The sequence below is a fragment of the Herminiimonas fonticola genome (assembly GCF_003293745.1).
GTDB classification, from domain to species: Bacteria; Pseudomonadota; Gammaproteobacteria; order Burkholderiales; family Burkholderiaceae_D; genus Oxalicibacterium; species Oxalicibacterium fonticola.
In genome coordinates, this window is sequence record NZ_PTLZ01000003.1 from 70532 (window position 1) to 85576 (window position 15045).

Here is a 15045-nt window from a genome sequence, read left to right on the forward strand (position 1 = left end):
AATGAATGTTCAGGAGTTTTATGATCATGCCTTGTTGCAGCGCGGATTCAGTGCGGATGAAGCGCAGAGGAATGCGGTTATTCGGCTGCAGCAAGCATACGACGAGTGGGTAGAGTACAAGGCGCAGCGCGCCAATGCCTTTTTGCGTTTTCTCAAACCACCGGAAATTCCACGCGGCGTGTACATGTGGGGGGGTGTCGGTCGCGGCAAATCGTTTTTGATGGATAGTTTCTATTCAGTCGTGCCGGTTGTGCGCAAGACGCGCGTGCATTTTCATGAATTCATGCGCAGCGTGCATCGCGAACTCGACGAATTGAAAATGATCGCCAATCCGCTGGACGAAGTGGCTAGACGACTTGCAAAGAAGTATCGCCTGATCTGTTTTGACGAGTTTCATGTTACAGACATTGCGGATGCGATGATTCTGTACAACCTGTTCAAGGCCTTGTTCCAGAATGGCGTGTCATTCATCATCACCTCTAATTTTGAACCGGATACGCTTTACCCGGATGGTTTGCATCGCGATCGCATGTTGCCGACGATTGCGCTGCTGAAAGACAAGCTCGATATCATGAACGTCGATGGCGGCAATGATTACCGCAAACGCGCGTTGACGCAGGTCCATGCTTATCGCACACCATTAGGTGCACAAGTCGATCAAGCATTACGCACTGCATTTGCACGGATTGCGGAAACCAGCGATGAAAATCCTCTTATCAATGTTGAAGGACGTCAGCTCAAGGCGTTGCGGCGAGCGGGCGGTGTGATATGGTTTGACTTCGCCACATTATGTGGTGGGCCGCGTTCGCAAAATGATTATCTGGAAATTGCCAGTCGTTTTCATACCATTATATTGTCTGACATGCCGGCCATGTCGGTCGGCATGTCTTCCGAGGCTCGCCGGTTTATCTGGCTGATCGACGTGTTGTACGATCACAAGGTCAAACTAATCATCTCCGCGGAGGTCGAAATGGATAAGCTCTATACCGATGGTGCATTGCTGATGGAGTTTCAGCGCACGGTGTCGCGCTTGATCGAGATGCAATCGACTGAATATATGGAAGCCGAGCGTCGTCATAGCGGCAATGCAATTTTGTAGGTCGCCGAGAACGTAATTAAACTTAATTGAAACTGTAATTTATGAAATTGTTATTGAAGATGTTCGTTGCCGGCTCGATACTTTTGTCCAGCCAGTTTTCTTGGACGCAAGCTTCCGCCCTGGCAGTTTTGGATGAGACCGCTTTGCAAGCTTATTCCGTGCAAGGTGCAGTTGACAAGTATCCGGCCGGATCGATTCACTCGCATGAGGCTGCGAATAGCGCGCTGGAAATGGTAACGACTGCGCGTGCCAATATCGAAGCACGTTACAAGGTAGAGCAGCGTGTTTGCTACCCTAAATTCTTTACTACTTCCTGCTTGAATAAAGCGACCGAGCGTCGTCGCGTAGATTTGTTATTGCTTAAACCGGTAGAAGTTGAGGCAAATGCCTACATACGCCAAGCACGTGTGGCCGAGCGTGACAAACGTCTGGCAGAAAAAGCAGCCCAAAATGCAGGCAAGCCAATGCTGACTGAAACACCAGGCGATAACAAGGCTGCAACGGATGCCAGAAATGTCGAAAACGAAAAAAACGGTGTTTCAAAGGAAGCCGAGCGTAAGGCTAGAGCCGATGCCTATGCTGAGCGAAACAAGAAATATGTAGAAAAACAGCAGAATTTGAAAGCGAATGAAGTTGCAGAAGAGCAAAAGCGCGCCGAGAACATCAAAAAGTACGAGGAAAAGGTAAAGGCCTCGGAAGCTCGCCAAAAAGAGATTTTGGAGAAAAAAGCCGAGAAGGAACGCGCGCACTCAAATTGAGAACAATTGTCGATCAGAATTGGGCTGATGCAAATAAGTGATTGCGGTTTAAAAAAACATCGAGTTTTCATAAAGATAATGCCTGCTAAAAAGCGGAAATCAGCGGTGCTTTATTGCAACATTGCGTAATTATCAAAGTTTAACTATTTTTTTTTTATCCGGTATATAATCGAGCATCGTTGAGATTCGAGTTAGTAGTGCAGTATTAGTCTGTCATTCCTGTCTTGGTTGAAACGATCTAACGGGCAACTGCCCAACTTAACTGAAATTAGGAATTGCAATGGCAACTGGTATCGTAAAATGGTTCAATGATTCGAAGGGCTTCGGCTTTATTACCCCTGACGAAGGCGGCGAAGATCTGTTCGCTCACTTCTCGGCTATCCAGTCGAGCGGCTTCAAATCACTGCAAGAGAACCAACGCGTTTCTTTTGAAGTGACTGCTGGCCCTAAAGGCAAGCAAGCTTCGAACATTCAGCCTATCTAAGCTGAATCAAGCGAAATAGAAAATCCTCGGTTCGCCGGGGATTTTTTTTGTCTGGAAATTTGCGACCAGAAAAGTAAACGCGAAGTACTGGGGTGATCTGACTCAGCCTTGGATCAAGGCCTTGCGAAGATTTCGTTCCAGCTGCCACTCTTTATGTTCAATACTGCTTTGTGTCTGCAACTTTAGTTCAGATTCAGTTTTATCGACATGCGATGCGATCAAGCGATGGGCAATGCGATGATCGGGTATCGTGGTGCCGTAGAACATCACATCATCGCCACGTTGAATTAATAGCGTGGGGAAATTCTCGACATCGAAATCACCGACTAAATCTGCGCTATCTTCAATATCTATCCAAACGAAAAGCTTGTCCGGATGCTGCGCTGAAAGTTCGTCGAAGCCAGGGCGATAGCTTGTGCATACGTCGCACCATGCCGCGCACAGACAGGCTACGACCCATACGTCGTCTTTCATGCGTTGCGCTAATTGATGCTGGTTTTCCGGCTGTAGTGTGATACTTGGCATAGCGGTATTTTACCGGTTTCCTTGAAGCGGCGAGTGATTCACTCGCGTGCTGTAGTACTTCTGATTATTTCTCTAAAGAGTTGTATTCGTTCCAAGCGCCTTCCTGCGCGCGCGCTGTAAAATACTGCCATGTCTATCATTCTCGCTATTGAAACATCTTCTGAACTAGCCTCAGCGGCCTTGCTCCGTGACGGTGTCGTGACGTCTGCAGAGGCTGCTGGCGTTGTGACGCACTCCCAAAGCATCTTGCCCATGGTGCAAAGTCTGCTCGGCGATGCGGGCATCAAATTAGCTGATTGCGATGCGATTGCGTTCGGCTCGGGTCCTGGTTCGTTTACCGGTGTGCGCACTGCATGCGGAATTGCGCAGGGACTGGCTTATGGTTCTAATCTTCCCGTCGTGCCGATTGTGACGTTGCTGGCGCTGGCACAAGCCTGCCATGATAAAACTGGTGCGCGCGATGTATTGACGGTTATGGATGCTCGCATGGGCGAAGTGTATTGGGCGCAGTATAAATTTGATCAAACGTGGCAGATAGTCGTGCCCCCGACCTTGTCTGCGGCGGTGGAAGTGATGCCGATAGGCGAGGTGCTCGCTTGCGGTAATGGATTGAACGCTTATTCAACAGAGTTTTCATCACGACCTTTTTTCAGCGACGAGCGAAAAGCTTGGGTGCCGCACGCGGCGCATATTGCGCATTTGGGTGCGATTGCGTTTGCTCAAGGTTTGGGTGTGCCAGCCAAGTCTGCTGAACCTCTGTATTTACGTAACAAGATTGCGCTGACGACGAACGAACGTCTTGAGAAGGCAGCAAAGGCGTTGGCATGAGTTCTGTGCAAAGCCCGATTCCTCCGTTGGCATCATCGCCGCGACCGCTCAAACTGTATTTTTATCGAATGCAGTCCGCTGATATCAGCGATGTGCTGGCGATTGAAAATGACGTTTATCCATTTCCGTGGACTCGGGGGAATTTTCTTGATTCCATTAATAGCGGCTATGAAACCTGGATACTGCGAGACGGTACAGGTGTATTGAGTGGATATTTTTTATTGATGCCATCCGTGGACGATGCACATTTATTGAACATCACAGTACACCGTGATCTGCAAGGTAATGGCATTGGATTGTTATTGCTGGATAAAGCAAAAGCCATCACGTCTGAAAGAAATCTGCATGCACTTTTACTGGAAGTGCGACCATCGAATACACGTGCTGAAAAAATCTACGAACGTTATGGTTTTGCACGGATTGGCGTTCGTAAAGGATATTATCCGGCGCCGAATAATCAGCGCGAAGACGCAATTGTGATGAAGTTGGATCTATGAGCGATCAAAACCGTCGTGTGGCATTTTTGAATGAAATGGGCCTGGGACCTGTCTGGTCGCAACGTGCTGCTACGGCTTTGTTGCAACTAAATGAAGACGACGCGCCTGCCATTGACCCAGTGCTTGCAAGTATGCCGGTGGTGGCAGAGTTGCGTGTTGTCGAGCCAACGTCATCGGCGTGGGCTGACGTCGAGTCGACGGCGATGGATACGTTTGTGCCAGTTACAGCGAAACCAGTGATTCCCATTGCTGACATCACTGACATCGCACATATGGACTGGAATCAACTCAAGTCTGTTGTTTCGACTTGTACGCAATGCGATTTATGCAAAAGCCGCACCCAAACTGTATTCGGGGTCGGTGATCAAAAAGCCAGATGGTTATTTGTCGGCGAAGGTCCGGGACGGAATGAAGATTTCCAGGGACTTCCTTTCGTTGGTCCTGCAGGGAAATTGCTCGACAATATGTTCTCCGCGATGGGGATGAAGCGGGGCGAGAATACTTATATCGCCAATATCGTGAAGTGCCGGCCGACGGATGCCAACAAGCGCGATAGGCCGCCTGCAGCAGAAGAAGCGAACGCCTGTCTGCCGTATCTTGAACGGCAAATTGCCTTGATTAATCCGACTGTTATCGTCGCCCTTGGCAAAACGGCTGCTTTGTCGTTGCTGAAACTTGATCCGGCAACGCCGGTGAGCAGGTTGCGCGGGACTGTGCATCGTTATGCCGGCCGGCCTGTCATCGTCACTTATCACCCGGCGTATTTGCTGCGCAGCCCTGCAGACAAGAGCAAGGCCTGGGCCGACTTGTGCCTTGCCATGAAAACCTATGCCGGTAGTGCAGACGCCTAAACCCACGCATAATTTTTACACTGAATTCCACCTGCGCTGCGGGGGGCTGAACGATCTGCACGTGCGTGCATTGGCGTGGTTATTGTTGGCTCCCGATTTGCTTGATAAGCATGCGCCGCAATGGGGCGACAAGATCGCGACGCTGCCAACATATCTGCTGGATGGCGTGGATGACTGGCTGCAAAATCTGGATCGCCAGCCTGCAGCCTTACACAGCTATCTGGATCTGCAGCCTTTTGCCCGACTAGGGCGTTACGCTGAGAAGTTGATGGCGTTTTTCCTTGAACAAAATGGCGTGCTCTTTGCACATGGTGTTCAGGTACGCGCAGGAAAAACCAGCACGATAGGCGAATTCGATTTTCTGTTGCGTATAAACGAACAGCTAATTCATTGGGAATTTGCCACCAAATTCTATTTGCTGGAAGCTAGCGGTGCAGGTGACGATGCGGATTATTTTGTCGGCCCGAATCTGGCGGATACGCTGGGTGCAAAAATGCACAAGATTCTTGATCGCCAATTACTTCTTTCTACACATGCTGCCGCGCAAATTCATCTGCCCGAACCTGTGAGTTGCGCGCAGGCCTTGGTCAAGGGTTGGCTTTTCTATCCCGATAATGAATCGCAGAAATTATCCGTATTCGGTACATCAGCAGCGCATTGCCGAGGTTTCTGGTGCACATTTTCTGAAACCTTGAATCTAGGCGCGGAGCGATACGCAATTTTGCCGCGTTTACAGTGGCTTGCTCCAGCTAAATTGCCTGTTCAGCAGACGATGGACAGGCAAGCACTACAAAGCTATCTGGAAGAATACTTCGTCAACGATACGATGCCAGTGCTGGTGGCGCTGCTGGAAGTAAATGGAAATACTGCGGTGGAAGCGAGCAGGGGATTCATCGTGCCAGACGACTGGCGTACACGTGCCAGACAAAGAGTGAAGCTGGCACATCCATCAGCATAAAAATTACTGATGTTTTTTTAATAATCTGATTCATTGAATGACGAGTCGGGTTATTAAAACGAATTAGTGCTTGTGTTCGCCGATCAGGGACAGCGAATCATGTTCGCTCTGATTGGCGGCATGGCGACGCATGATCAGGAACATGATGCCGGAGACTGATAGCCCGAACATGACAATGACAATGTTGATATCCAGATCCAGTTTGACCATCAATGCGTAGAGCAGCAACATCGTCAAAACAGACAGGTTTTCATTGAAATTCTGAACTGCAATCGAATGACCTGCGCTCATTAACACGTGACCACGATGCTGTAATAGCGCATTCATCGGGACGACAAAATAACCGGACAAAGCGCCTACCAGTACCAGCAAAGGATAGGCTAGCCAAATCGTGTTTACCATCGTCATGATGACAACGACGAAACCCATGATGACGCCTAAAGGCATCACGGATAATGATTTCTTCAATGGGACAAAACGGGCTGCCGCGACGGCACCAATGGCAACGCCAACTGCAACCACCCCTTGCAGGATGGCGGCTTTATCCAGCGGCATTCCCAGAGATTTTCCTGCCCATTTCAAGACAATGAACTGCAAGGTCGCGCCGGCGCCCCAGAACAAAGTGGTAACAGCGAGTGAAATCTGACCGAGTCTATCTTTCCACAAAGTGGTAAAGCAGTGCGCAAAGTCGCCTATCAATTTGATCGGATTGCGCTCCTGATGTGGATAATGTGCGCCTGTGTCAGGAATTTTCAGGTTGAAGAGCGCTGCCAGCAAATAGAACACGGCAATAATGCACAGTGCTGTTTCTGCTGGTGTGTCGATCCCGAAGTCGACAAGAGGGAAGTCGAAAGCGAGCAGTTTGGCGGCGATACTGGGGTTGATTAATGCACCGCCTATTACTGTGCCGAGAATGATGGATGAAACGGTAAGACCTTCGATCCAGCCATTTGCTGCCACCAGTTTTTCCGCTGGCAACAGTTCGGTCAAAATTCCGTATTTGGCAGGGGAGTAAGCTGCGGCACCGAAGCCGACCACTGCATATGCGATCAATGGATGCACATCAAAGAACATCATGCCGCAACCGAAAATCTTGATCAGATTGGTGACAAACATGACGCGTCCTTTTGGCAAGGAGTCCGCGAATGCGCCGACGAAAGCGGCGAGTAATACATAAGAGAGGACGAAGAAAAGCTTCAGTAATGGCGTCATCCAATCGGGTGACTTCATTACTGTCAATAAAGCGATAGCCGCAATGAGGAGGGCGTTGTCGGCGAGCGATGAAAAAAACTGCGCCGCCATGATGGTGTAAAAACCGCGATTCATCCGTATTGATCTATTCGTCTATGTATCTCCGGCTTGCTTTATACCATGAAAATATAAGACTTCGATTGAAATGCTCGTCATTCGCGGAGACGCGTCCGGTAAAATAAGGCACTCTTCTTGATTCCAGCTTGTGATTTAACTTACTTTACATTTGCTTATGCCCAGACCGCTCGTTGCCACTATCGATATTGCTGCTTTGCGCCATAACCTCGGCGTCGCAAAACGTTGTGCGCCGAATTCCAAAGTTCTGGCAGTCGTCAAGGCAAATGCATACGGTCATGGGCTGGAACGAAGCATGCGTGGCTTCGCCGATGCCGATGGTCTAGGCTTGATCGAAGTAGATAACGCGGCAAGATTGCGACAACTCGGCTGGCAGAAACGCATCGTGTTGCTGGAAGGTTTTTTTGACGCATCCGACTTGCAGGCGATCGTTGAACATCAAATTGAGACCGTTGTGCATTGCATGGAGCAACTTGAAATGCTGGAAAATGCGCAGCTGAACGGTCGAATTAATGTGCATTTGAAAATTAATAGCGGCATGAATCGTTTGGGATTTCTGCCATCGGTATGCAAGGCCATCTATCAACGTTTGCGCGCAATACCTGCGGTACGTGATATTTCCTTCATCACGCATTTCGCTAATGCAGAAGATGCGAACAATGCTCGCGTATCACTGGCGCAGCAAGTACAGCGTTTTAACGCTGCTATAGAAGGTTTGCCCGGCGACAGATGTTTATCCAACTCCGCCGCCGATTTAATGCATCCTGAATGCGCCGCGGATTGGGTAAGGCCAGGCGTGATGCTGTATGGCGGTACACCGGCAGACACGACGGCAGAAAAATTCGGATTGCGGCCTGCAATGACCTTGCGCAGTGAAATCATCGGCATCCAGCATATCGTTGTCGGCGATGCTGTCGGTTACGGCAGCAGTTTTGTCGCTGACAAAGCGATGACGATAGGTATTGTGGCATGCGGTTATGCCGATGGCTATCCGCGTCACGCGCCTAGCGGCACGCCTATCGTGGTTGATGGTATCAAGACCAGGATAGTAGGACGGGTATCGATGGATATGATTACCGTGGACCTGACATCGATTGCCAGTGCACGCGTAGGCAGCAAAGTCGTGTTGTGGGGACAGGATCTGCCAATTGATGAAGTCGCTAATGCGGCGGGGACGGTTGGCTACGAATTGATGTGCGCGATCGCGCCACGCGTACAAATCGCTGAACGTGATGACCTTGAACAAACTAACCATTCCATTTGAAATAGACCCTGATGGCAAAAGCCAAAACCAATTACACCTGTAGCGAGTGCGGCGGCATTACCAATAAATGGGGCGGACAATGTCCGTCTTGTGGCGCATGGAATACCTTGGTTGAAACCATTGTGGAAACCGGCTCGAACCGCTTTTCGGTACAGCACCAAGGATTGGCGCAATCTGCTCCCGTATTGAGTCTGGCCGATATTGAGGCGATAGACGTTCCTCGTTTTGGTACAGGCATAGAAGAATTCGATCGCGTGCTGGGCGGTGGTTTGGTTGCCGGTGGCGTGGTGTTGATTGGCGGCGATCCCGGCATAGGCAAGTCGACCTTGTTGCTGCAGGCTTTGGCCAATCTGTCGAAGATCAAAAAAGTCTTGTACGTCAGTGGTGAAGAGTCAGGCGCACAGATCGCATTGCGCGCCAAGCGTCTTGCCGTCGATGCAAAAGATTTGAAGCTGCAAGCTGAAATCCAGCTGGAAAAAATTCTCAATACCTTGGCTGATCACAAGCCGGACGTCGCCGTCATCGATTCAATTCAAACGGTGTATTCGGATGCCCTCAGCTCGGCTCCAGGTTCGGTCGCACAAGTGCGCGAATGTGCTGCGCAACTGACGCGCGTCGCCAAGCAGACCGGCATCACCATCATCATGGTCGGTCATGTGACGAAAGAAGGCGCGTTGGCTGGACCGCGCGTGCTGGAACATATTGTCGATACCGTTTTATATTTCGAGGGTGATACACATTCCAGCTTCCGTCTGGTGCGCGCGATCAAGAATCGCTTTGGCGCGGTCAATGAGTTGGGTGTGTTCGCGATGACGGAAAAAGGATTGAAAGGCGTTTCCAATCCATCCGCATTGTTTCTGTCGCAGCACGATACGCCGGTTCCCGGTGCGTGCGTCATGGTGACGCAGGAAGGCACGCGTCCCTTGCTGGTTGAAATTCAGGCCTTGGTCGATACCTCGCACTTGCCGAATGCGCGTCGCCTTTCGGTTGGACTGGAACAGAACCGGCTGGCGATGTTGCTGGCGGTATTGCACAGACATGCGGGCATCGCTGCATTCGATCAAGACGTCTTCATCAATGCGGTTGGCGGCGTGAAAATTACCGAACCGGCTGCCGATCTTGCCGTCTTGCTGGCGATTCATTCATCGATGCGTAGCAAGCCTCTGCCACGCGGCCTGGTTGTGTTTGGTGAAGTAGGGCTGGCCGGTGAAATTCGTCCCGCACCACGGGGACAGGAACGTTTGCGTGAAGCGGCCAAGCTGGGATTCTCAATCGCACTGATTCCGAAATCGAATGCGCCCAAGCAAAAAATAGAAGGCTTGACCATCATTGCCGTCGAACGGATAGAAGAAGCCTTGAATCGCGTGCGGGAACATGAATAAAAACGCGAATAAAGGCGTGAAGAAGATTCAGTCTTCTTCCTTATTCAGATTGAAGCAAATTTTTCTGAAGTCAAGCTGGCACTCAGCAGCTTCGCTGCTTTCACACCGCTGCGTACGGCGGATTCCAGTGTGGCGGGATAATCGCTGGCCAGATAATCGCCGGCCAGGACGAGGTGAGGAAACTCGGTTTGTTCTTGCGGACGTTGCAAGGCAGGCGTGCATGAAAACGTAGCGCGCTTTTCGGTAATCACACGACTCCATTCCGGCGTTGCCAGTTGTGGCATCTGCAGAGTGTTGGCAAGTTGCGCAGCGATCGCTGCCGACAGGGCTTCATGTCCCAGCTCAATCGCGTCTGTCGACGCGCTGACCACTACCGCGAACAAGCCGTTTTGCGTAGCGTCCAGTTGACCCCTATCAAATACAAACTGTCCCCAGCATTGTGTTTCTGGATCGTCATTCAACGCATAAAACGGGATATCAAGTTTTGTATCGGATGGGTATTGCAGATAGCAAGTGGTGATAGGTTCGTATTCAAAAGGCGGAATCTCTGTGCTTGTCGTTACATCGCTTAGCAACGTAGCGGCCTGACTTGCTGAAGTCGCGACGACAATGGCATCGTACATTTCATCTTCTGTTTTATCTTGCGTGACGATCCAGTGATTATCGTTCTGCACAATTTTTTGAACGGATGCACCGAGTTTGATTGCTCCATCGTACCGTTGAACAAACGCTGCGGCTTGTTGCGGGAATAGGGCAGTCAAATCCACGCGCGGAATCAACATGTCCGATGCCACACGACGTGCACCCAGACTATCGCGTAATACATTCAGAAAAATTTGTGCAGAAGCGCGTTCCGGTGGTGTGTTCAGCGCCGCGATACATAGCGGTTGCCACATCAATTTGATCAAGCGTTCGGTTTGATCGAAGCGTTGCAATAATTCGCTGACACTGCAATCGTCATTCATGCGCCAATCCATCCAGCGTGCAGCCGATGAAAAACGGGCCAGTGCCATTTTGTCTGCGCCAGCAAGGCCTTTGCTGCGCAACAGGGCAGCAATCAAATGAAATGGGGCTGGCAGTCGTGGTGCGACGAAGTCCATGCCGTCGGAGTTTTCCGGATAGCGAATTTGCAAGGGCAGGCGCAGCAATGTCTTTTCAGCATCGACGCCAACCTGCTGCAATATGCGCAAGGTTTCTGAATACGCACCGAGCAGAATATGCTGTCCGTTATCCAGTCGTGTGCTGTTGATGTCGACTGCACGGGCCCGACCGCCTAGAGTGCGTGACGATTCGTACAGTGTAATTTTATGACCGGCTGCAGCTAGCTCGACTGCCGCCGCGCATCCGGCCCAACCTGCACCGATGACAGCAATGGATTTGCTCATGCTATGCAGGATGCATTACGCATTAGCCGCGCACATAGGTGATCCATGCGAGCCAGAGTTTGCGTATCGGTGTCAGCGAAATACGTTGGTTCAAGACATGAAAGCCGTCATGTTCAACTTCATTCAGAACAGCGCGGTAAATCGCCGCCATGATCAGGCCGGGACGTTGTGCGCGCCTATCTTCTTTAGGCAGTAATGTGAATGCCTCGTCATAATATTTTTGCGCGCGGGCTGCCTGAAACTGCATCAGCTTTTCGAAGTTTTCGCTATGCCGTGCATTCAATATATCGGCAGCGGTGACGTTGAATTGTTGCAGTTCGTTGACCGGCAAATAGATACGACCTTTGCGGGCATCTTCACCGACATCACGAATGATGTTGGTGAGTTGAAAAGCGAGTCCCAGTTTTTCTGCGTATTCCAGAGTTTGCGGATTGGTGACGCCGAAAATTTTGGCGGACAGAATGCCGACTACGCTGGCCACATGCCAGCAATATTTTTGCAAGCCGGGGAAATCGAGATAGCGCGTTTGGTCGAGATCCATTTCCATGCCATCGATGATCGCCAGCAAATGCTGGGTATCAATAGAGAACGTCGCCAGATGCGGCTGCAGTGCTTTCGCGACTGGATGCGTAGGCGTGCCGGATGTTATCGCAGCTACTTCGCCACGCCACCAGCTCAGTTTGGTGCGGGCGATGCCGACGTCCGTACATTCATCAACGGTGTCGTCGACTTCGCGGCAGAAGGCGTATAGCGCAGTGATGGCGCGACGGCGATCCGCCTTCAGGAAAAGAAAGCTGTAGTAAAAGCTGGAACCGCTTTGTGCGGCTTTTTGTTGGCAGTAATCGTCGGGTGACATAAAAGTAGGTCAAGTAGAGCAGGTAGAGCGCTTGGCGCTGATGAAGCCGCTATGCTAGCCGACTAAGGCAATCGGGACAAATAATGTCGGTATCTTGTGTGTGATTTTTTGATACGAAACAACGTTATGGAAAAAGAGTTGGATGCAGTCCGCTTATTTGGAAGAATCGGGTGCTGCGCCAGCCTTCATGTTGATGGCACGCCATATCAACAAAATCCAATCACATTTTCCCAGCTTGGGACGGCGTTGAAATACATCGTAATCGACAGCTTCTATACATTCCAGAATCCGCAAGCCACCTTGCACTACCAATCGCAATTCCCAGCCTATGCGGCCCGGCAATCGCAATGCAAGCGGTGCGCCTGACAGCAACATGCTGCGCGCGCGGTCGACTTCGAACTGCATCAACTTGCGCCACGCATCATCAATGCGCTGAGCTGTGATGTGCTCTTCGGTGACCATGAATTGCTGCATGTCGGTCAGCGGTAAATAAATACGCGCTTTTTGCATATCCACCGCGACGTCTTGCCAGAAATTGATCAGTTGCAGGGCAGAGCAGATGTCATTCGAATCGCGCAAATTTTCTTCGCTGGCCGCGCCATATAAATGCAGCATGAGCGTGCCGACTGGATTGGCTGAACGGCGGCAGTAATCCAGTAAGGCCGTGAAATCTGCATAGCGCGTCGTTACAACATCTTGTTTGAAGGCGGACAGCAAGTCGCGGAACGGCTGCAAGGGCAATTGATATTCGGCAATGACTTTTGCCAGATCCGTGAATAATACGGTGCTTGGTGTGCTTGCGGCGGCGATCTGGTCCAGTCCATCTTCATATGCACTCAATGCTGCGAGACGTTCATCTGCGCTGGCGTCACCTTCATCTGCCAGATCGTCGGCACTGCGGGCGAATGCATAAATAACTTCAACTGCGGGACGTAATCGTGCCGGCAGCAAAATCGAAGCGACAGGAAAATTTTCGTAGTGATCGACAGCCATGGTTGGAAAAATTAGTGCGCGTAGAGATGATCGCTTCGTAGAACTATTGCAATGAAGCAGGAAGCCAGCCCGCATAGTAAATGAAAATGCATGTCTTACAGGCAAATAAGCATTTTTCGAAGATCCATAATTGGACTTGGAATCAAGCTCCGGGATTGTCGATAAACAAAGTAATAATTCATTTTGCAGGAGGGATTGGCATCGGCAACATAGGCAAACTGTCAAAATCTGCGCAGGCGCTGCAAAATCCAGTAAAATCCCGGGTTGAAGTTGAACGGCCGATACAAAAGGCAGTGCAGGGCGACCCACAGTTTCACTTCCAGGTCGCCCTTTGCTTTTGTATTTGCGCACTTAGTGCACATTCCCGCGAGGATGGCGAAATTGGTAGACGCACCAGGTTTAGGTCCTGACGCCAGCAATGGTGTGGGGGTTCGAGTCCCCCTCCTCGCACCACAGAATTCTTTATTTTTGGATGATTCACATGGCAACTGCAGTCGAAACTCTGGACAAACTTGAGCGCCGCATCACGATTACCGTACCGCTCGCCGATGTACAAGCGGAAGTTGAAAAACGTCTGAAGGTCCGTGCTCGCACGGTCAAGGCGCCAGGCTTCCGTGCCGGTAAAGTGCCGATGAAAATGGTCGCGCAACAATACGGCTATCAAATCGAAAACGAAGTGCTGAACGACAAAGTCGGCCAGGCATTCGGCGAAGCAACGAGCGAAAACAAGCTGCGCGTCGCTGGTTATCCAAAAATTGAAGCCAAGAACGACGACGTAGCTGAAGGCACACTTGCTTTCAACGCAACCTTCGAAATTTACCCAGAAATCAAGGTAGGCGATCTGGCTAAAGCGGAAATCGAAAAAACTACCGTTGAAGTCAGCGATGCTGAAATCGATAAAACCATCGATATCCTGCGCAAACAACGTGTGCACTACCACGTCAAAGGCGAGCAAAGCGCGCACGGCGACGGCGGCTCGGATCTGACCGCTAAAAACGGCGATCGCGTGACTATCGATTTCGTTGGCACCATCGACGGCGTTGAATTCCAGGGCGGCAAGGCAGAAGGCTACGCATTTGTATTGGGTGAAGGCCGCATGCTGGCTGAATTTGAAGCCGGCACGATCGGCTTGAAAGTCGGCGAATCCAAAACTTTCCCATTGTCTTTCCCTGCTGATTACCACGGTGCTGACGTTGCCGGCAAAACTGCCGAGTTCACGATCACACTGAAACAAATCGAATGGGCGCACATGCCAGAAGTCGATGCAGAATTTGCAAAATCGCTGGGTATCGAAGACGGCGATCTGAGTAAAATGCGTGCAGACGTCAAACAAAATCTGGAACGTGAAGTCAGCAACCGCGTAAAAGCGCGTACCAAAGACAGCGTCATGGATGCGTTGATCAAAATCAGCGAATTCGATGTGCCTAAAGTGCTGATCGACCAAGAAACCGAACGTTTGATGGAATCGACCCGTCAAGACATGACACAGCGCGGCATGAAAGTCAGTGACTTGCCTTTCCCTGCCGAATTGTTCACCGAACAAGCAGAACGCCGCGTACGTTTAGGCCTGATTCTGGCTGAAGTTGTCAAAGCGAACGACCTGCAAGCAAAACCAGAACAAGTCAAAGCGCAAGTTGAAGAGTTTGCACAGAGCTACGAAGACCCAACTCAGGTTCTGAAGTATTATTTCAGCGACCGTAATCGTTTGGGCGAAGTAGAAGCTCTTGTATTGGAAGAAAACGTCGTCAATTACGTGTTGGGTAAATCCAAAGTAACCGACAAGTCGGTTGCGTTCGATGAATTGATGGGCAATAACGCACAAGGCTAATCGCTTTGTGC

Annotated in this window: 15 protein-coding genes and 1 tRNA gene; 11 read left to right on the forward strand and 5 right to left on the reverse strand. The window is 50.5% G+C overall.

The window, feature by feature from the left end:
- Position 1 precedes the first annotated feature (1 nt).
- From zapE to Hfont_RS11330, 3 genes are all read left to right on the forward strand, one after another.
- Positions 2 to 1099 carry a cell division protein ZapE gene (gene zapE, locus Hfont_RS11320; RefSeq protein ID WP_112992529.1) on the forward strand — a complete coding sequence of 366 codons (1098 nt, stop codon included), beginning with the start codon at positions 2 to 4 and terminating at the stop codon, positions 1097 to 1099.
- Positions 1100 to 1140: 41 nt separating this feature from the next.
- Positions 1141 to 1857, forward strand: a complete 717-nt coding sequence (locus Hfont_RS11325; protein WP_241523090.1) for a hypothetical protein — start codon at positions 1141 to 1143, stop codon at positions 1855 to 1857.
- Positions 1858 to 2137: 280 nt separating this feature from the next.
- Positions 2138 to 2341: a cold-shock protein gene (locus tag Hfont_RS11330; RefSeq protein ID WP_009665193.1), complete on the forward strand. Its 204-nt coding sequence runs from the start codon at positions 2138 to 2140 to the stop codon at positions 2339 to 2341.
- 102 nt (positions 2342 to 2443) lie between these two features.
- Here Hfont_RS11330 and Hfont_RS11335 read toward each other — a convergent pair whose 3' ends face one another.
- On the reverse strand, positions 2444 to 2866 hold the full coding sequence (locus Hfont_RS11335) for a thioredoxin family protein (RefSeq protein ID WP_112992530.1): 423 nt from the start codon (positions 2864 to 2866) through the stop codon (positions 2444 to 2446).
- A 129-nt stretch (positions 2867 to 2995) separates the two neighbouring features.
- Between Hfont_RS11335 and tsaB the strand changes: the two genes are divergently transcribed.
- Genes tsaB through Hfont_RS11355 form a run of 4 tightly spaced genes read left to right on the forward strand, consistent with a single transcriptional unit; the run spans position 2996 to position 6000 of the window.
- The gene (gene tsaB, locus Hfont_RS11340) at positions 2996 to 3694 is read left to right on the forward strand and encodes a tRNA (adenosine(37)-N6)-threonylcarbamoyltransferase complex dimerization subunit type 1 TsaB (RefSeq protein WP_112992531.1); all 699 of its coding nucleotides are present in this window, start codon (positions 2996 to 2998) and stop codon (positions 3692 to 3694) included.
- Positions 3691 to 4191 (forward strand): ribosomal protein S18-alanine N-acetyltransferase, encoded by a 501-nt coding sequence (gene rimI / locus Hfont_RS11345; protein WP_112992532.1) that lies wholly within the window; start codon positions 3691 to 3693, stop codon positions 4189 to 4191. The genes tsaB and rimI overlap by 4 nt, the downstream gene beginning before the upstream one ends.
- Positions 4188 to 5042: a uracil-DNA glycosylase gene (locus tag Hfont_RS11350; protein ID WP_112992533.1), complete on the forward strand. Its 855-nt coding sequence runs from the start codon at positions 4188 to 4190 to the stop codon at positions 5040 to 5042. The genes rimI and Hfont_RS11350 overlap by 4 nt, the downstream gene beginning before the upstream one ends.
- Entirely contained in the window at positions 5020 to 6000 is a 981-nt protein-coding gene (locus Hfont_RS11355; protein ID WP_112992534.1) for a DUF1853 family protein, read from the forward strand. The genes Hfont_RS11350 and Hfont_RS11355 overlap by 23 nt, the downstream gene beginning before the upstream one ends.
- Positions 6001 to 6063: 63 nt before the next feature.
- Here the strand turns inward: Hfont_RS11355 and lplT are convergent, their stop codons facing one another.
- Entirely contained in the window at positions 6064 to 7326 is a 1263-nt protein-coding gene (gene lplT, locus Hfont_RS11360; RefSeq protein ID WP_112992535.1) for a lysophospholipid transporter LplT, read from the reverse strand.
- 157 nt (positions 7327 to 7483) lie between these two features.
- On the opposite strand from lplT, the gene alr reads away from it, so the two are divergent.
- Entirely contained in the window at positions 7484 to 8590 is a 1107-nt protein-coding gene (alr, locus tag Hfont_RS11365; RefSeq protein ID WP_112992536.1) for an alanine racemase, read from the forward strand.
- A gap of 11 nt (positions 8591 to 8601) precedes the next feature.
- Entirely contained in the window at positions 8602 to 9972 is a 1371-nt protein-coding gene (gene radA / locus Hfont_RS11370) for a DNA repair protein RadA (protein WP_112992537.1), read from the forward strand.
- Between the two features lie 44 nt (positions 9973 to 10016).
- Here the strand turns inward: radA and hpnE are convergent, their stop codons facing one another.
- The 3 genes from hpnE to hpnC all read right to left on the reverse strand — a co-directional run bounded on the left by hpnE (position 10017) and on the right by hpnC (position 13206).
- The gene (gene hpnE, locus Hfont_RS11375; RefSeq protein ID WP_112992538.1) at positions 10017 to 11357 is read right to left on the reverse strand and encodes a hydroxysqualene dehydroxylase HpnE; all 1341 of its coding nucleotides are present in this window, start codon (positions 11355 to 11357) and stop codon (positions 10017 to 10019) included.
- Between the two features lie 22 nt (positions 11358 to 11379).
- Positions 11380 to 12213, reverse strand: coding sequence for a presqualene diphosphate synthase HpnD (hpnD, locus tag Hfont_RS11380; protein ID WP_112992539.1), 834 nt, complete (start codon positions 12211 to 12213; stop codon positions 11380 to 11382).
- Between the two features lie 153 nt (positions 12214 to 12366).
- Entirely contained in the window at positions 12367 to 13206 is an 840-nt protein-coding gene (hpnC, locus tag Hfont_RS11385) for a squalene synthase HpnC (RefSeq protein WP_112992540.1), read from the reverse strand.
- 366 nt (positions 13207 to 13572) lie between these two features.
- Between hpnC and Hfont_RS11390 the strand changes: the two genes are divergently transcribed.
- Both Hfont_RS11390 and tig read left to right on the forward strand, forming a co-directional pair.
- A tRNA-Leu gene (locus tag Hfont_RS11390) sits at positions 13573 to 13659 on the forward strand.
- 28 nt (positions 13660 to 13687) lie between these two features.
- A complete protein-coding gene (gene tig, locus Hfont_RS11395) occupies positions 13688 to 15034 on the forward strand; it encodes a trigger factor (protein ID WP_112992541.1) in 1347 nt (448 codons plus the stop codon).
- Positions 15035 to 15045: the final 11 nt, after the last annotated feature.

Coding starts and splice junctions, on each gene's coding strand:
- zapE (WP_112992529.1), top strand. CDS start 2: ATGAATGTTCAGGAGTTTTATGATCATGCCTTGTTGCAGCGCGGATTC.
- Hfont_RS11325 (WP_241523090.1), top strand. CDS start 1,141: ATGAAATTGTTATTGAAGATGTTCGTTGCCGGCTCGATACTTTTGTCC.
- Hfont_RS11330 (WP_009665193.1), top strand. CDS start 2,138: ATGGCAACTGGTATCGTAAAATGGTTCAATGATTCGAAGGGCTTCGGC.
- Hfont_RS11335 (WP_112992530.1), bottom strand. CDS start 2,866: ATGCCAAGTATCACACTACAGCCGGAAAACCAGCATCAATTAGCGCAA.
- tsaB (WP_112992531.1), top strand. CDS start 2,996: ATGTCTATCATTCTCGCTATTGAAACATCTTCTGAACTAGCCTCAGCG.
- rimI (WP_112992532.1), top strand. CDS start 3,691: ATGAGTTCTGTGCAAAGCCCGATTCCTCCGTTGGCATCATCGCCGCGA.
- Hfont_RS11350 (WP_112992533.1), top strand. CDS start 4,188: ATGAGCGATCAAAACCGTCGTGTGGCATTTTTGAATGAAATGGGCCTG.
- Hfont_RS11355 (WP_112992534.1), top strand. CDS start 5,020: ATGCCGGTAGTGCAGACGCCTAAACCCACGCATAATTTTTACACTGAA.
- lplT (WP_112992535.1), bottom strand. CDS start 7,326: ATGAATCGCGGTTTTTACACCATCATGGCGGCGCAGTTTTTTTCATCG.
- alr (WP_112992536.1), top strand. CDS start 7,484: ATGCCCAGACCGCTCGTTGCCACTATCGATATTGCTGCTTTGCGCCAT.
- radA (WP_112992537.1), top strand. CDS start 8,602: ATGGCAAAAGCCAAAACCAATTACACCTGTAGCGAGTGCGGCGGCATT.
- hpnE (WP_112992538.1), bottom strand. CDS start 11,357: ATGAGCAAATCCATTGCTGTCATCGGTGCAGGTTGGGCCGGATGCGCG.
- hpnD (WP_112992539.1), bottom strand. CDS start 12,213: ATGTCACCCGACGATTACTGCCAACAAAAAGCCGCACAAAGCGGTTCC.
- hpnC (WP_112992540.1), bottom strand. CDS start 13,206: ATGGCTGTCGATCACTACGAAAATTTTCCTGTCGCTTCGATTTTGCTG.
- tig (WP_112992541.1), top strand. CDS start 13,688: ATGGCAACTGCAGTCGAAACTCTGGACAAACTTGAGCGCCGCATCACG.